This window comes from Pseudodesulfovibrio aespoeensis Aspo-2, assembly GCF_000176915.2.
GTDB classification, from domain to species: Bacteria; Desulfobacterota; Desulfovibrionia; order Desulfovibrionales; family Desulfovibrionaceae; genus Pseudodesulfovibrio; species Pseudodesulfovibrio aespoeensis.
Genome location: NC_014844.1, coordinates 329,322 through 343,616, shown reverse-complemented (window position 1 = coordinate 343,616; position 14,295 = coordinate 329,322). Strand labels below are relative to the sequence as shown.

The following is a 14,295-nucleotide window of genomic DNA, read 5'->3' as shown; positions in this document are numbered from 1 at the left end:
GCGAAAACAAGATGCTCCCGTAGGGTATCCCCCTCGGGAGCATGAATTTCCTCTTCTGTAACCCGGCCAAAGGCCTGTGCGGGAGATTTCAGGATATGTGCGTGTACCCGGAGCGCCGTGGTCAATGATCGCAATACGTTCTCCCGGCCAGGAAAAGATGGTGGGCCAGCCAGGATTCGAACCTGGGACCGACCGGTTATGAGCCGGTGGCTCTGCCAACTGAGCTACTGGCCCGTAGTCTACGAGCAGAGCACTATAGCCGGACACATGACACGGTGTCAAGCCACAGCGAGGATCGCCTGCCGACACGCGAAATCCACGCCCTCCCCGCCGCTCTCTGTTTTTTTGCTCCCAAAGTCTCGCCTTGCGGCGGAGGCATAAAAAGTTCTGGAAGGGAGAGCCAGGGGGGAAGCCTCTGCCAAGAGGTTTCCCCCCTGGCCGCCGGAGGCATGCCCCCTCCTCCCCCTATCGGCCAGGACAGGGGACGTTGTGGGAGATGTAGATATTTCCGAGGTCGCGGATGAGCTTTTTGTTGTCAAAGACCCGGCGCACGGTGTCGCGGGCGGCGGGGATGACGTGGTCGCGGGTGGGCTGGTCGGTGAGCAGGCGGTGGATGATGTCAGCCAGGGCGTCGGGATCGTCGGGCTGGCAAAGCAGGCCGGTCTGGCCGTGGGTGACCAGCTCGGGCAGGCCCGAGACATGGGTGGCGGCCACGGGCACGCCGGTGGCCATGGCCTCTGCCACCACGTTGGGGATGCCGTCGCGGTCTCCGTCCTTGGCCTCGCGGCAGCCCAGCGTGAAGCAGTCGGCCTCGTGCAGCAGCTTGATGACCTCGTCGTGGGTCACGGTGCCGGGCATGGAGACCATGGCTTCGAGGCCGAGTTCGCGGATGAGATCGCGGATTGCGCGTTTGTCCCTGGCCTTGCCATCGCCCACCAGGGTGTAGCGCAGGGGCACGCCCTGGTCGCGCAGCCGGGCCAGGGCGCGCAGGATGGTGTCGATGCCCTTCTTGGGCACGAACCGGGCCACGGTCAGGACGTGATAGGGAGGGGTGGCCAAGGCGGGCCGCCCGTTCAGGGAGAAGAGGTCGAGATTGATGCCGTGGTACACGCAGTGAATGGGCTTGACCGTGCCGCAGGCGGCGGCCAGGTAGGCCTCGTTGTGGCGGGTGCAGGTGACCACGAACTCGGCCCGCTCCACCTTGTCGGCAAAGCGGCGCGGGTCCTGGGTGTAGATGTCCTTGGCATGGGCCGTGAAGCTGAAGGGAACCCCGGCCAGCAAGGCGGCGTACATGGTCACGGTGGTGGGCGTGTGGGCGAAATGGCCGTGCAGATGGCCGAGGTCCACCCCGTGGTCCAGGATTGATTGCTGCACGAGGTAGCCGGCCTGGAGCATGTGCTTGATCCAGGTGTGCTTCTTGGGCGCGAGGCGGAAGCGCGAACCCATCAGCTTGAGGCAGTCGAGGTAGCGCCGGGGCATGCGCGCAAAAAGGCGCAGGTTGTGCCAGAGCAGGGCGGGCAGGCCAAAGAGGAGCGATTCCGGCAGGTAGGTGACCCTGGCCTTGATCTCCTTGATGGACTCGTGGCTGAAATGCTCACGCGGGGCGCGCATGGAATAGATGTGGATGCGAAAACCCATGGCTTCAAGCAGCCGGATCTCGTTGGAGATGAAGGTCTCGGAGATGCGGGGATAGCCCTTGAGCACCATGCCCAGGGTCTTCCCTCTCTGGGTGTGGGTCACGGGCAGTTCTCTCTGAAGTGGGCAAGGCGCTGGCACATGACCTCAAGGCCGGTCATGCAGAATTCCTCGAGATCGGCCACGCAGGTGCCGGGATCGTCGAGCAGGGCGCTGACCTTCTGGCGCAGCAGCTCGGGCGTGACATCGCCCCAGCGGATGAAATCGCACAGGCCGCGGCCCTGGAAGACCTGGGCGCGCAGGAGCTGCTCCTGGCGCGGCTTGTCGCGCGGGATGACCAGGGCGGGCTTTTTGAGGGAGAGGATTTCGCACAGGGTGTTGTAGCCGCCCATGGTGACCACGAGGTCGGCGTTGGCCATGCGTTTCTCGATGTTCTTGAAGAACGGTTTGATCTGGACCTTGACGGCCCGGGCGCGGTCGGCCAGTTCGTCGAGCTTGGCAGGCGGCAGGAACGGACCGGTGATCATCAATGTCTTGAAATCCACCACGCCGTTGGTTTCGAGCATCTTGAGGTAGTTGTCGAGGACCACATACCCGTCGCCGCCGCCGCCGATGGTGACCACCACCTGCTTGTGCTTGCGCTTGAGCTTGCGCGCCCCCGGCACCTTGCGCGGGATGTAGCCGGTGAACACGGTCTTGGCCGCGATGTCTTCGGGAAAGGCGTACTCTTTGATGGGGTCGTAGAGTTCCTTTTCGCCGTAGACCCAGATCTCGGAGTAGAGATCGCGCAGGATTTCGAAATATTTCTTCTTTTCCCACTCGGCCCTGGTAGACGCGGCATCGTCCAGGATATCGCGCAGGCCGAGCACCACGCGGGTGCAAGGCAGGCGGCCCTTGATCCACTTGAGGGTGGGCAGCACCTCGCCCTTGAGGCCGGCGGGCACCTTGTCCACGATGAACAGATCAGGCTTGAAGGCCTTGGCCGTGGACAGGATGATGTTCTTGCGGATGGCGATGGCGATCTTGGGATCGACCTTGATGGAATGGGGGACGTAGACGGTGTTGCTCTTCTTGATCATGCCGGGCATGCGCACGAAGTCCACGCCCTTGGGCATGGTATAGCGACCGACGATGGGCGACCCGGTGACGATGAGGATGTTGACGCCAGGCCGCACGAGGTTGCGCGCGATGGCCATGGTGCGACGGATGTGTCCCAGACCGTAGGTGTCGTGGGAGTACATCAGGATGTTATACGAATTCGATTCCATATCCGTTCGGGCAATTCCCTGCGCCGGTCAGCGTGCATACCAATGTCCCCGCTCAATACGGGGTTGCCGGACTCCTGTCCAGAAGTGCCGACCCGGACTTCATACCCGAGTTTGGCTCCCACTGCCACCATTTACTTGACCGGGGGAGGGTTCACGTCCAGGCAGATTTCAGGGTCGAAGTCTCCGGCCCCGGCGCGCGCCCCGTCGAGATTCGCGCCGTAGGCCGCCTTGTCGGGCCTGGCCGCCAGCGCGGCCTCGAAGCGGCGCGCCGCCCCGGTCCGGTCGCCTCGCCGCCAGGCGAGCACGCCCAGGTTGTTCTCGGCGCAAGGGTGGCCCGGCGCATCCTCCATGGCCTTGGCAAAGGCAGCGGACGAGGCGTCGAGATCGCCCACCACGGCGTATTGCACGCCCTCCACCAGCCTGCGCCGGGCCGGGTCCAGGACCACATGGTCCAGCCCCCGGCACGGACATCGGGGCTTGACGCAGGGCTGCGCGCCCTCAAGCAGGCAGACCTTGCCCAGCACGTTGCCGAGCACGGTCTTGTCGCCAGGGCAGCGGTAGACCGTGCCGTCCTCGTCCATGCGCAGGAGCGTGCGCCCGGCATAGCACGGCACGCCCTGAAAATTGAAGGCGATCTTGCGCCCCTGCTCCGGGTGATCGGCAAAGATGGCGTGCGCCCGGTCGCCATAGGCCTCGGGGTAGCGCCGTCCCCCGTGCTCGCCCCGGAAGGGACGCGGGGTGATGATTATGCCGTGGGTGGCGAAGAAGTCGCAGTCGGCCTTGAACCGCTCCTCCAGGTCCGGGTGGACCACATAGTTGACGATGACCTTGAACCCGGAGTCGATCAGCAGGCGGGCGTTGTCGATGAAGGCGGCCACGCCGCGCACGCGCTCGCGCTCCTGGATGTGCAGGGCCACATAAAGGTCCTGCACCCTGGCCGGGTCGATGCGCCGGGCGAACTCGCGCACCTTTGAGGACACGGACAGATTGGTGTCCACGCCGATCCGGTGGCCTTCGGTCAGGGCGGCGCAGATATCAACGAAGCCGGGGTAGATGAACGGCTCGCCCCCGGTCATGCCCACGGTCCACTCCCGGCCCGTGGCATCGAGAAAGGCCCGTACCCTGTCCACGGGCAGGGTCTGGGTGACCGGGGTGTTGTCGTGGGGGAAATAGCAGTATTCACAGCGAAAGTTGCACTTTCGCGTCATGTTCCAGATGAGGTTGCTCGCCGGTTCGCACATGGGCTGACTCCTTACCGGCCTTCCTGACACGGATCAAGGGAAAAGACCAGGGTACGGCTTGCGGTCCGGGCGAGTCCTCTGCTACAAGGGCGGTCACCCGAGGAAGCCATGACCACCGACCCGTTCGCCCCGTTGCTCGAAGAGCTGGACGCATGGTCCCTCGCCGGGACCGTGGCCGCGCTGTGGTGGCGTGACGACGACGCGGGCGCGCCCGGCCCGGCCCTTGCGCGGCTGACGCGCCTGGGCGCGGACCACGGCGTGGCCTGCGGGCTGGCCGTGATCCCGGCCAGGGCCGGAACCCCCCTGCGCGACCATGTGCTGGCCGCACCCGGACTGTACGCGCTCCAGCACGGCTACGCCCACGTCAACCACGCGCCGCCCGGCAACGGGGCATGGGAGCTGGGACCGCACAGGCCGATGGAAACGGTGCTGGCAGACCTGCGGGCTGGCCTGGCTGTCCTGCGCGGGCTACTGGGGCCGCGGTTCGTCCCGGCGGTGGTCCCGCCGTGGAACAGGATCGACCCGGAGCTTCTGCCGCATCTGCCGGGGCTGGGGTTTTGCGGTCTTTCTGCCAGCCACCGGGGCGACGGACCGCCCATGGTGCCCGGACTGCGCCGGGCCGACGCCCACTGCGACCTGCTCACCTGGAAAAACGGCCCGGCCCGATTTGCCGGACGCGAAAAGTGCGTGACCAACGCAACGGAACACCTTAAGAAAAAACGGTCCGGCCATGCAGACCCGGACGAACCAACGGGCGTGCTCACCCATCATCTGGAGATGGACGAAGACGCCTGGAATTTCATGGACGACCTGCTCTCGGCCACCCGCTCGCATCCTGGTGCCATCTGGATGAGCCCCGCCGACATCTGGCCGCCTGCCGCACAATCGAGAGGAATGACCACATGACAGCCACACTCCGCCGGGCCGAAATCCGGGACATCGACACCATCTGCTCCCTGCTGCACACGCACATGAACCCCGACTTTTCCCAGGAGCGGTGGCGACGGCTCTTTGCCGCGCCCTGGTGCGCGGACAGCCCGGACATCGGCATCGTGGCCGAGGACGGCGGCAGGATCGTGGGCTTTCACGGCCATGTCTGCTCGTACCGGACCATCGGCACCCGGCGCGAGCGGTTCGTCAACTTCACCTCCTGGTATATCCTTCAGGAATACCGGGGCCAGGGGCTGGGCCGGGCCATGCTCGAAATGGCCACCGCCGACCCCGATGTCACCTGCACGGTCATCTCGCTGTCGCCCAAGCGCGTGGAGTTCTTCAAGACCCTGGGCCTTCAGGTGCTCGACTCCGAGCGGCTGCTCTGGCGCAAGGCCGGACACGAGTTCGAGAACCTCGAGATCATCCGCGAACCCGACACCATGATCGCCAAGGCCAATCCCGACGAGGTCAAGGTGCTCAAGGACCACCAGGGGCTGGCCGTCACCCCGGTGCTTGTCTCCACGCGCTGCACCCAGTGCCTGCTGCTCCTCTCCATCACCAAAAAGGGCAACGACACCACCTATTACGACGTGCTCTACCGCAGCAATCCCGGCCTGTTCACCGACCGCGCCCCGGACATCGCCCAGGCACTGCTGCCCGACGGCGACTGCGTCCTGGCCGCAGACCGCCGCTTTGTGGAAAACGACGGGGCCGAGGCCGAGGTGGAGACCATCGCCTCGCCGCGCTTCTACAAGACCGCCCGGGTCAAGCCGCGCAACGTGGACCTCGCCTACTCCGAGATCCCCCTGCTCGACCTGAAGCTGGACTGAACCGCGCCCCGGCTTGCCCTAACTCACCCGGCAGGGTATGCACAGACATGAGTGAAGACACGAAAGACTACCCCACTGCCGTGGCCGCGCCGGACAGCGATGTCGTACCCCTGACCCTGACCATGGTCGGCAACCTGCTGGCCAAATCCAGGGAAACCCCGCGCAAGCGCATGCTCCAGCGGCTGCACAAGTCCCTTGATGCGCGCACGCACCGCATGTTCAACGCGCTCCAGCCCGGCACCTATGTCACTCCCCACCGCCACCTGCACCCGTCCAAGAGCGAGACCATCCTGGTCATCTCCGGCTCCCTGCTCTTTGTCCGCTTCACCGAGGACGGCGCGATCGACAGCCACATCCTGCTCCAGCCCGGCACCGAGATTTTCGGCGTGGACGTGGCCCCGCACGTCTTTCACACCTATGTGGCCCTCAAGGCCGACACCCTGATCTTCGAGGTCAAGGACGGCCCCTACGACCGCGACTCGGACAAGGACACCCCGACCTGGGCCCCTGCCGAGGGCAGCGCCGAGGCCGAACCGTACCTGCTGGCCCTGCTCAAGGGGCTGGCTGAACGGGCCACGGCCCAGGCCGAGGCGGCCAAAAAAGCCGAAGCGGCACAAGACTAGCGACACAAAACCCAACCGCGTCCTACTTCGGCAACCTTCGCCCGACCCGGCAGGCCCACCGGGCTTGCGGCACCGTGCCCTAATGCTGTACATGGTGTGATCTTTTTCCAAGGAGACCGCACGTGAACAGCCGCATCCTCCGGGCAGACATCCTGCTCTTCCTCACCGCCGCCATCTGGGGCTTCGCCTTTGTGGCCCAGCGCATGGGCATGGACCACGTGGGCCCCCTGACCTTCAACGGGGTCCGCTTCGCCCTGGGCGCGCTGGCCCTGGCGCCTCTCATCCTGTGCATGGAGAAGCGGCGCGCGCCAGACTTTGCCGGGTCCGACAGAAACCGGCTCGCCAAGGGCGGCACCCTGCTCGGCGTCATCCTGTTCATCGGGGCCACCTTGCAGCAGGTGGGGATGGCCGGTCCGCAACTGGCCGCCCTCGGTTTCGAGGCGTCCACCGCAGGCAAGGCGGGCTTCATCACCGGCCTCTACGTGGTCTTCGTGCCCCTCTTCGGCCTGCTCCTGGCCCAGCGCCCCGGCTGGGGCACCTGGCTCGGCGCGTCCCTGGCCGTGGTCGGCATGTATCTGCTCTCGGTCACCTCCGGGCTGTCCATCGCCTTTGGCGACCTGCTCATCCTCATCGGCGCGCTCTTCTGGGCCGGGCATGTGCTGCTCATCGGCAGACTCTCGCCCGGCATGGATGCGGTGGACGCCATCAAGCTCTCCACGGTCCAGTTCGCGGCCTGCGCCGTCTTGAGCCTGATCGGGGCCGTGGCCACCGAGGAGATCACCCTGGTCGGCCTGCGCAGCGCGGCCCTGCCCATCGCCTATGGCGGGCTGATGTCCGTGGGCGTGGCCTACACCCTCCAGGTGGTGGCCCAGCGCGACGCCCAGCCCTCCCATGCGGCCATCATCCTGAGCCTCGAAGCCGTGTTCGCCGCCGTGGGCGGCTGGCTGCTGCTCGGCGAGCTGCTCTCCGTGCGCGCCCTGATCGGCTGCGCTTTGATGCTGGTCGGCATGGTCATCAGCCAGCTCAAGCCCTGACCCGGCTGGGCCGCACCCTATCGTCTCGAAATCAGCACGATCCCGCCGAGCACGCAGACGCACCCGGCCAGCTGGGGCCAGCCCACGGGCTCGCCCAGCAGGGTGGCCGACAGGACCAGGGCCGAGACCGGCATGACCGCCGTGAACACCCCTGCCGTGGATGCCGAAACCCGCGTGATGCCCGCAAACCAGAAGACATAGGCCAGCACCGTGACGAACGCGCCGTAATAGGCCACGGACAGCCAGCCAATGAGCGACACTGCGGCAAGGTCCGTGGCCGCCAGCTCCACGCAGCCCATGGGCAGGAACCAGACCAGCCCAAACAGAGAGATGATGGTGGACGCGGCCAGGGGCGTGAGCGGCTCAGGCACGCCCTTGCGCACCAGCAGAAAGAGCGATTCAAAACCCACGGCGCACAGCACCAGCAGGTTGCCGGTCAGGGGCGCGGGCGCGATCCCGCCCGGCTCGCCGCCCATGGCGTTGACCGCCAGCACGCCGAGCACGGACAGAACCATGCCCGCCCCGGTGCGCCGCGTGGGCCGGTCCCTGAGAAACACCCAGGCCAACAATCCCATGCAGGCAGGCGTGGTGGCCGTGATGATCCCGGCGCTGGCCGGGGTGGTCAGCTTGAGCCCATGAAGCAGGCAGACCGTGAACAGGAACGAACCGCACAGCGACTGGCCCGCCAGCAGCAGCCACGAGCGGCGCGACAGCCGGGGCAGCCCGCCCTCGCGGATGCGCAGCAGAGGCAGCAGGATGGCCAGGGCCAGGACGAAACGCAGGGCCGAGGCCAGGAAAACCGGCAGCTCGGCGACCATGATTTTGCCCGCCACCACAGAACTGCCCACGATGACCATGGCCAGGGCGAGGCAGGCGTAGGCCGATGCCGGAGATGGGGTTGCCCGTGACGCCCCGGACGGAGAAAGAGATGGTGAAAGAGACGGTCGAGTCATGAAGCCTCCCTTGACCGGGAGACACTAGCCTCGACGCAGGGGGCTGTTTTGAAGATTCTTGCGGAAGTTGCCGGGGGTCATGCCGGTCTGGCGCTTGAAGAGCCGGGTCAGGTGCGCCTGATCCGCAAACCCGCACTCCACCGCGATGTCCGCGATGCGTTCCGCTCCGGCCAGCCGCTGTCTGGCGCGCTGAACCCGGACCTGGGTCAGGTAGGCGTGCGGTGTGACGCCTGTCTCGCGCTCAAAGACGCGCACCAGATGAAAGGGCGACAGCCCGGCCTCGCGGGCCAGTCCGGCCAGGGACAGATCGCCGCCGTAGCCCGCCTGAATGATCTCGCGGGCGCGGGCCACGGCCCGGTGCTCCCGGCCCGGCCCGGCCAGCCTGCCCCGTTCCTCGGCCCAGCGGGATATCCAGCCCGCCAGCATAGCCATGAGCCGGGTTTCCTTTTCGAGGGTCGAGGTGTCCGGGCTTTCGAGCAGCCGATGGGTGCGGCTGATGGCCGCGGCCAGGACCGGGTCGTCGATCACCCCCATGCGGAAATCGGGCAGTCCGGGCCGGGTCATGAGCGCGCCCGCCACCTCGGCCAGAGTCTCGGGCCGCAGGTAGAACATGCGGTAGGCCCAGCCGTCCGGCGCGGCCCCGTGGCCGTCATGCGCCTCGCCCGGCACCACCAGATTGACCTGCCCGCCCGACGCCACCAGATTCTGCCCCTGGTAGCGAAAGCGCATGGCTCCCTGCTCAATGCAGCCCACGGCGTACCCATCATGAAAATGTCGCGAGAAAATCTGCGTCACATACCGCGCATGCAACAGTTCCACCCCGCCCAGAATCGGCAGGGAGGTCATGGTCGCGAACTCGCGGGGCGGTCCGCCGTGAGCAATCGTCTGGCCTGTCATACTGGCGCAGCATGCCCACGGACCAGGGCAATGGCAAGTGCCTCCGGCGGCCAGGGGGGAAACCTCTTGGAAGAGGTTTCCCCCCTGGACCCCCCTTCCAGAACTTTGTGGCGCTCCGCCGCAAGGCGAGACTGGGGGAACAGAGCGACGGAGAGCGGCGGAGAGGGCGTGGATGCGCGGAAAGGCAGAGCTTTTACAGGAAGTATGGACAAAAAGAAGCCCGCCTCGTGCTGACGGCAGCCCCCTACGCTGCCATCAAGCCCTTGCTTGCCCTTCGCCCTCCCAGGCGGCGTAGCCCCAACAAGTTTTGAAAGGGGGGTCCGGGGGAAAACTTTTCCAAAAAGACCCACCGCGTATTCGAGAAGCGAGTCCCTGCCGTGTTATCCTAACATGGCGGGGACTTACTTCTGGTGATTCTCGGTGATTGCAGACGATTTCTGGTGATTTTGGAACAAAATCAACACATTTTTTCACACACATTCAGAAAGAATAGTCTTTATATTTGAAGAGTTTATAGCAAGAAAACTAAGCCACGTCAACATGAGTATGGGCTGGCTTCCAAAATACTTCGCGTGTCTGCAAAATGCTAGAGCCCCAGTCCACAACCTTCAGCCGAAGAGAAGACTCGGAACGTCTCGCTTTTCGGCAGAGCGGCAATGCTTTGATTTTATTTGTCTATTTTGTTTCGGCGTGTCCTTTGTGCATGGGGAATGACCTAGCATTTTGACCCGGCTTCAGCAAGGGGGGGGTCCCAAAATGGCCAGAGCGGTTTTACACTCACCCAGACGGCACTCTGGCGGCACAACCATTCACGATTGCTACTCAAATAGGCAACGGGGCGATTCTTTGACCGAAGTTGCCCAGATGGTGTACTGCCCTTGATCAACAAACTGGATGCCGGGTCAGAACCCCTCTCGTCCATGCGATCAAAGCCATCGCTTGATTTCATTCCAGCCGAGCATCATCACGCCTTGACATGACTACCATTTCTAAAATAATAGCCGTATCGTGTTATTATTTTCAATTTTGTGCCAAAGCTGCCGAATCGGGCGGTGACGGCAAAGGAGGGTATCCGATGTCAGGATGCACACCAAAGTCCACACCGGCAGTGGTGCCGGCGGACTTGTCTTCGATCCACCCCAACAAGGAGGGCACCATGAGACTGATTGAAGGCGTCATGTACCAGACCAACGCACCCAAAGGGGTCGACCCGGACAATATCTATTTTGTCCAGGTTGATGCCACCAAGTGCGAGGCGTGCGGCGAATGTGAGGCGGTCTGCGCCACCGGAGCGATTCAGCCCATAAACGACGACGGCATTCGGGCCGTGGTCGATCCGGCGGCCTGCATCAACTGCGGTCAATGTCTGACTCATTGTCCCTACGGGGCCATCTACGAGGGCGTGTCCTACGTGGATGAGATCTTTGAGAAACTCAAGGACCCCAACACCATCGTGGTCTCCATGCCCGCGCCTGCGGTGCGTTACGGTCTGGGCGAATGCTTTGGCGCCCCCACCGGCACTTATGTGGGCGGACAGATGCACGCGGCCCTGCGCCAGCTCGGCTTCAACTACATCTGGGACAACGAGTTCACCGCTGACGTGACCATCATGGAAGAAGGCACCGAGCTGATCCAGCGCGTGCAGGAGCAGGGCAAGAAAAACGCCCGCCCCCTGCCGCAGTTCACCTCCTGCTGCCCTGGTTGGGTCAAATTCGCCGAGACCTTCTACCCGGACCTCATGCCGAACCTGTCGAGCTGCAAATCGCCCATCGGGATGCTCGGCCCCTTGGCCAAGACCTACGGCGCGCACGAGACGCACACCGAGGCCAAGAATATCTACACGGTCTCGATCATGCCCTGCGTCGCCAAGAAGTATGAAGGGTTGCGTCCGGAGCTGGCCGACAGCGGATTCCGCGACATCGACGCCACCATCAACACCCGCGAGCTGGCCTACATGATCAAGACCGCAGGCATCAACTTCAACAGCCTGCCCTCGCAGCAGCCCGATCCGATCCTGGGCGACTCCACGGGCGCGGCCACCATCTTCGGCAACAGCGGCGGCGTCATGGAGGCAGCTCTTCGGCTTGCCTACGAAGTGCTCTCCGGCAAGAAGCTGGCCGATCCGAACATCCTGGTGGTGCGCACTCACGAGGGCATCAAAACTGCGGATGTTGCGGTTCCCGGCTTCGGCACGGTCAAGGTGGCGGTGGCCAGCGGGCTCAAGAACGCAGCCAAGCTGTGCGACGAGGTACGGGCGGGCAAGTCCCCCTACCATTTCATCGAGATCATGACCTGCCCCGGCGGTTGCGTGAACGGCGGCGGGCAGCCCATTGATCCCGAGGTAAGGGCATCCCTGTTCAGGAGCACCGTCGCCCGCATCAACAATCGCTTCCGGGCACGCACCGTTGGCGCGTAAGGAGGAATGAGACATGAAGATGAACAGACGTGCCTTTATCAAGACGTGTGGCATCATGACCGGCTACGCCGTGCTCGGACTGAACCTGGCCAAGGAGGCTGCGGCCGATGTCATGGATTTCGTGGGCCTGCGCCAGAAATCCGTGTACGCCACTGACGCCAACCCCAAGATCTACAAGCTGCGGAAGTCTCAGGACAACCCCATGATCAAAAAGCTCTACGACCACAAGGACGGCTTCCTGCATGACGGTCCCTGTGGCCACATGTCCCACCATCTGCTGCACACCCACTACATTGATCGCAGCGCCAAGGCGGCTGCCCTCAAGAGCAAGGGCTTCAAGCTGAACTTCTAACGCCTCACAAATGTCACCTGCGGCGAGGATGCTTCTGATCCAAGGGCGACATTCCATCTTTTCTCCCAACTCACCAGATGCTTGCAGCCATACTGACCACCGGCCAAGTGTGGTCTTCATTCCCGGATTGCAAACAAATTCGTATTACTATTTTTAAAAACTTATTCTCCTAGTATAACTTTTTCTTGATTCGTACTATTTTTGTGTGTAGTGCTTTTGCCCAGAACACCTCCGACCGGAGACCGTCTGCCTGCGGGAAGGGTTAGCCTGAACCCCAGGGTGGAGCCATCTGGCCCTGCCCTCACCGTTGGCAGGATACCGTCCAGAAGCTCCCACCCCTTCCCAGCATGCAGAGAGCCCGGGAGTGCTATTCCGGGCTCTCTCCTTTTCGGCAGGAAACCACGAACAGCGGGGTTTTGCGCATGCAGAAACGAATCGGCATCATCGGCATCATCATCAAGGACAGGAACATGGCGGCCGCCAAGGTCAATGCGATTCTGAGCGATCATGGGGAAATGATCGTCGGTCGTATGGGGCTGCCCTTCCGGGACAGGGGCATAAACATCATCGATCTGATCATTGAGGCGACCACCGACGAGGTGGGCGCCCTGACCGGCAAGCTCGGCATGCTTGACGGGGTCCAGGTCAAATCTCTTCTGGTCTAAACAAGGAGCGGCATCATGAAAAAGGACAGTTCACTGAGTGAGGGGCTTGAAAACTTCATCGACGAGAAAGTCATCCGTACCGAGATGGAAAAGGCGAATAACCCGGCACCGGGGCTGATTCGTGAAATTCTGGCCAAGGCCGGGGAGCGGCAGGGACTCGACCCGGACGAGGCCGCCGCGCTGCTCGGCAACCGGGACAGGGATCTGGACGAAGCCATCTTCGAAACGGCCAGAACCATCAAGAAGGGCATCTACGGCAACCGGCTGGTGGTCTTTGCCCCGCTCTACATCACCAACGAATGCGGCAACCAGTGCAGATACTGCGGTTTCAACGCCAAAAACAGCGACCTGGACCGGCGGACCCTTACGTCCGAAGAGATCCGAAGGGAGGTGACGGTTCTTGAGGACTTGGGCCACAAGCGGCTGCTCCTGGTCTACGGCGAGCATCCCCGCCTGGGCCCGGACTGGATCGCCCAGACCGTCAGGGACGTGTATGCCGTCACCTCGGCCAAAAGCGGCGAGATCCGCCGGGTCAACATCAACTGTGCGCCGCTGCACGTGGAAGGGTTCCGCAAGCTCCATGAAGTTGGCATCGGCACCTACCAGTGTTTCCAGGAAACCTACCACCGCCCGACGTATGAAAAGCTGCACGTGGCCGGACCCAAGACCGACTTCCTGTGGCGGCTGCACGCCATGCACCGCGCCCAGGAGGCAGGCATCGACGACGTGGGCATGGGCGCGCTCTTCGGCCTCTACGATCCGATCTTCGAGGTGCTCGGCCTGCTCCACCACGCCCGCAGACTGGAACTCGACTGGGGTGTCGGACCGCACACCATCTCCTTCCCCAGGCTGGAGCCCGCCCTGAACTCGGACATTGCCTTCAACCCGCCGTATCCGACCACGGATCACGAATTCAAGAAGATCGTCGCCGTGCTCAGACTGGCCGTGCCCTACACTGGGCTGATCTTGACCACCCGTGAAACCGCGGCCATGCGCAAGGAACTGCTGGAAGTGGGCGTCTCCCAGCTCTCGGGCGGCTCGCGCACCTACCCCGGCGCATACAGCGACCCGGAATACGACCGGCCCGACGTGCAGCAGTTCTGCATCGGCGACAGCCGCAGCCTGGACGAGGTAATCCGGTCCATTGTCGGAGACCACGGCTATGTGCCGTCCTGGTGCACGGCGTGCTACCGGCTGGGCCGCACTGGTGAGCACTTCATGGAACTGGCCAAGACCGGATTCATCCAGAAGTTCTGTCTGCCAAACGGCTTGCTGACCTTCAAGGAATATTTGGAGGACTACGCATCCGAAGAAACCAGGCAGGTGGGCGAGGCCCTTATCCGGCGCGAGATCGAAAACTACCCCGACCCGGACCGCAAAAGCCTGCTCACGGACAGAATGGCACGCATGGAAGCGGGTGAACGGGATCTCTACCTGTAGACATGCGG

General features: G+C 63.7%; 13 protein-coding genes and 1 tRNA gene. 8 read left to right on the top strand and 6 right to left on the bottom strand.

Annotated features, from left to right (window positions below; all coding sequences use genetic code 11):
• Positions 1 to 158: 158 nt before the first annotated feature.
• From DAES_RS01535 to DAES_RS01520, 4 genes are all read right to left on the bottom strand, one after another.
• Positions 159 to 234 (bottom strand) — tRNA-Ile (locus DAES_RS01535).
• Between the two features lie 231 nt (positions 235 to 465).
• Entirely contained in the window at positions 466 to 1,707 is a 1,242-nt protein-coding gene (locus tag DAES_RS01530) for a glycosyltransferase (RefSeq protein WP_049776432.1), read from the bottom strand.
• A 29-nt stretch (positions 1,708 to 1,736) separates the two neighbouring features.
• Complete coding sequence (locus tag DAES_RS01525; RefSeq protein WP_013513273.1) at positions 1,737 to 2,903, bottom strand: glycosyltransferase family protein; 1,167 nt, start codon at positions 2,901 to 2,903, stop codon at positions 1,737 to 1,739.
• 131 nt (positions 2,904 to 3,034) lie between these two features.
• Entirely contained in the window at positions 3,035 to 4,144 is a 1,110-nt protein-coding gene (locus DAES_RS01520) for a radical SAM protein (protein WP_013513272.1), read from the bottom strand.
• Between the two features lie 108 nt (positions 4,145 to 4,252).
• On the opposite strand from DAES_RS01520, the gene DAES_RS01515 reads away from it, so the two are divergent.
• The 4 genes from DAES_RS01515 to DAES_RS01500 all read left to right on the top strand — a co-directional run bounded on the left by DAES_RS01515 (position 4,253) and on the right by DAES_RS01500 (position 7,564).
• Positions 4,253 to 5,050 carry a polysaccharide deacetylase family protein gene (locus DAES_RS01515; RefSeq protein ID WP_013513271.1) on the top strand — a complete coding sequence of 266 codons (798 nt, stop codon included), beginning with the start codon at positions 4,253 to 4,255 and terminating at the stop codon, positions 5,048 to 5,050.
• Entirely contained in the window at positions 5,047 to 5,907 is an 861-nt protein-coding gene (locus DAES_RS01510; protein ID WP_013513270.1) for a GNAT family N-acetyltransferase, read from the top strand. The genes DAES_RS01515 and DAES_RS01510 overlap by 4 nt, the downstream gene beginning before the upstream one ends.
• Before the next feature lie 47 nt (positions 5,908 to 5,954).
• Positions 5,955 to 6,530: a WbuC family cupin fold metalloprotein gene (locus DAES_RS16790; RefSeq protein ID WP_013513269.1), complete on the top strand. Its 576-nt coding sequence runs from the start codon at positions 5,955 to 5,957 to the stop codon at positions 6,528 to 6,530.
• A 122-nt stretch (positions 6,531 to 6,652) separates the two neighbouring features.
• Positions 6,653 to 7,564 carry a DMT family transporter gene (locus DAES_RS01500; protein ID WP_013513268.1) on the top strand — a complete coding sequence of 304 codons (912 nt, stop codon included), beginning with the start codon at positions 6,653 to 6,655 and terminating at the stop codon, positions 7,562 to 7,564.
• Between the two features lie 17 nt (positions 7,565 to 7,581).
• Here the strand turns inward: DAES_RS01500 and DAES_RS01495 are convergent, their stop codons facing one another.
• Both DAES_RS01495 and DAES_RS01490 read right to left on the bottom strand, forming a co-directional pair.
• The gene (locus DAES_RS01495) at positions 7,582 to 8,517 is read right to left on the bottom strand and encodes a DMT family transporter (RefSeq protein WP_013513267.1); all 936 of its coding nucleotides are present in this window, start codon (positions 8,515 to 8,517) and stop codon (positions 7,582 to 7,584) included.
• A gap of 24 nt (positions 8,518 to 8,541) precedes the next feature.
• Positions 8,542 to 9,414 carry an AraC family transcriptional regulator gene (locus DAES_RS01490; protein WP_013513266.1) on the bottom strand — a complete coding sequence of 291 codons (873 nt, stop codon included), beginning with the start codon at positions 9,412 to 9,414 and terminating at the stop codon, positions 8,542 to 8,544.
• Positions 9,415 to 10,570: 1,156 nt separating this feature from the next.
• Between DAES_RS01490 and DAES_RS01485 the strand changes: the two genes are divergently transcribed.
• From DAES_RS01485 to hydG, 4 genes are all read left to right on the top strand, one after another.
• On the top strand, positions 10,571 to 11,830 hold the full coding sequence (locus DAES_RS01485) for a [FeFe] hydrogenase, group A (RefSeq protein WP_236608447.1): 1,260 nt from the start codon (positions 10,571 to 10,573) through the stop codon (positions 11,828 to 11,830).
• Positions 11,831 to 11,843: 13 nt separating this feature from the next.
• Entirely contained in the window at positions 11,844 to 12,182 is a 339-nt protein-coding gene (locus DAES_RS01480; RefSeq protein ID WP_013513264.1) for an iron hydrogenase small subunit, read from the top strand.
• 422 nt (positions 12,183 to 12,604) lie between these two features.
• Positions 12,605 to 12,847 (top strand): TM1266 family iron-only hydrogenase system putative regulator, encoded by a 243-nt coding sequence (locus DAES_RS01475; protein ID WP_013513263.1) that lies wholly within the window; start codon positions 12,605 to 12,607, stop codon positions 12,845 to 12,847.
• A gap of 15 nt (positions 12,848 to 12,862) precedes the next feature.
• A complete protein-coding gene (gene hydG / locus DAES_RS01470; RefSeq protein ID WP_013513262.1) occupies positions 12,863 to 14,287 on the top strand; it encodes a [FeFe] hydrogenase H-cluster radical SAM maturase HydG in 1,425 nt (474 codons plus the stop codon).
• Positions 14,288 to 14,295 lie beyond the last annotated feature (8 nt).

Bases quoted from the DNA above. Each gene is read 5' to 3' on its own strand.
- DAES_RS01475 (WP_013513263.1), top strand. From the start codon at position 12,605: ATGCAGAAACGAATCGGCATCATCGGCATCATCATCAAGGACAGGAAC.
- DAES_RS01495 (WP_013513267.1), bottom strand. From the start codon at position 8,517: ATGACTCGACCGTCTCTTTCACCATCTCTTTCTCCGTCCGGGGCGTCA.
- DAES_RS01510 (WP_013513270.1), top strand. From the start codon at position 5,047: ATGACAGCCACACTCCGCCGGGCCGAAATCCGGGACATCGACACCATC.
- DAES_RS01490 (WP_013513266.1), bottom strand. From the start codon at position 9,414: ATGACAGGCCAGACGATTGCTCACGGCGGACCGCCCCGCGAGTTCGCG.
- hydG (WP_013513262.1), top strand. From the start codon at position 12,863: ATGAAAAAGGACAGTTCACTGAGTGAGGGGCTTGAAAACTTCATCGAC.
- DAES_RS01525 (WP_013513273.1), bottom strand. From the start codon at position 2,903: ATGGAATCGAATTCGTATAACATCCTGATGTACTCCCACGACACCTAC.
- DAES_RS16790 (WP_013513269.1), top strand. From the start codon at position 5,955: ATGAGTGAAGACACGAAAGACTACCCCACTGCCGTGGCCGCGCCGGAC.
- DAES_RS01515 (WP_013513271.1), top strand. From the start codon at position 4,253: ATGACCACCGACCCGTTCGCCCCGTTGCTCGAAGAGCTGGACGCATGG.
- DAES_RS01520 (WP_013513272.1), bottom strand. From the start codon at position 4,144: ATGTGCGAACCGGCGAGCAACCTCATCTGGAACATGACGCGAAAGTGC.
- DAES_RS01485 (WP_236608447.1), top strand. From the start codon at position 10,571: ATGAGACTGATTGAAGGCGTCATGTACCAGACCAACGCACCCAAAGGG.
- DAES_RS01480 (WP_013513264.1), top strand. From the start codon at position 11,844: ATGAAGATGAACAGACGTGCCTTTATCAAGACGTGTGGCATCATGACC.
- DAES_RS01530 (WP_049776432.1), bottom strand. From the start codon at position 1,707: ATGGTGCTCAAGGGCTATCCCCGCATCTCCGAGACCTTCATCTCCAAC.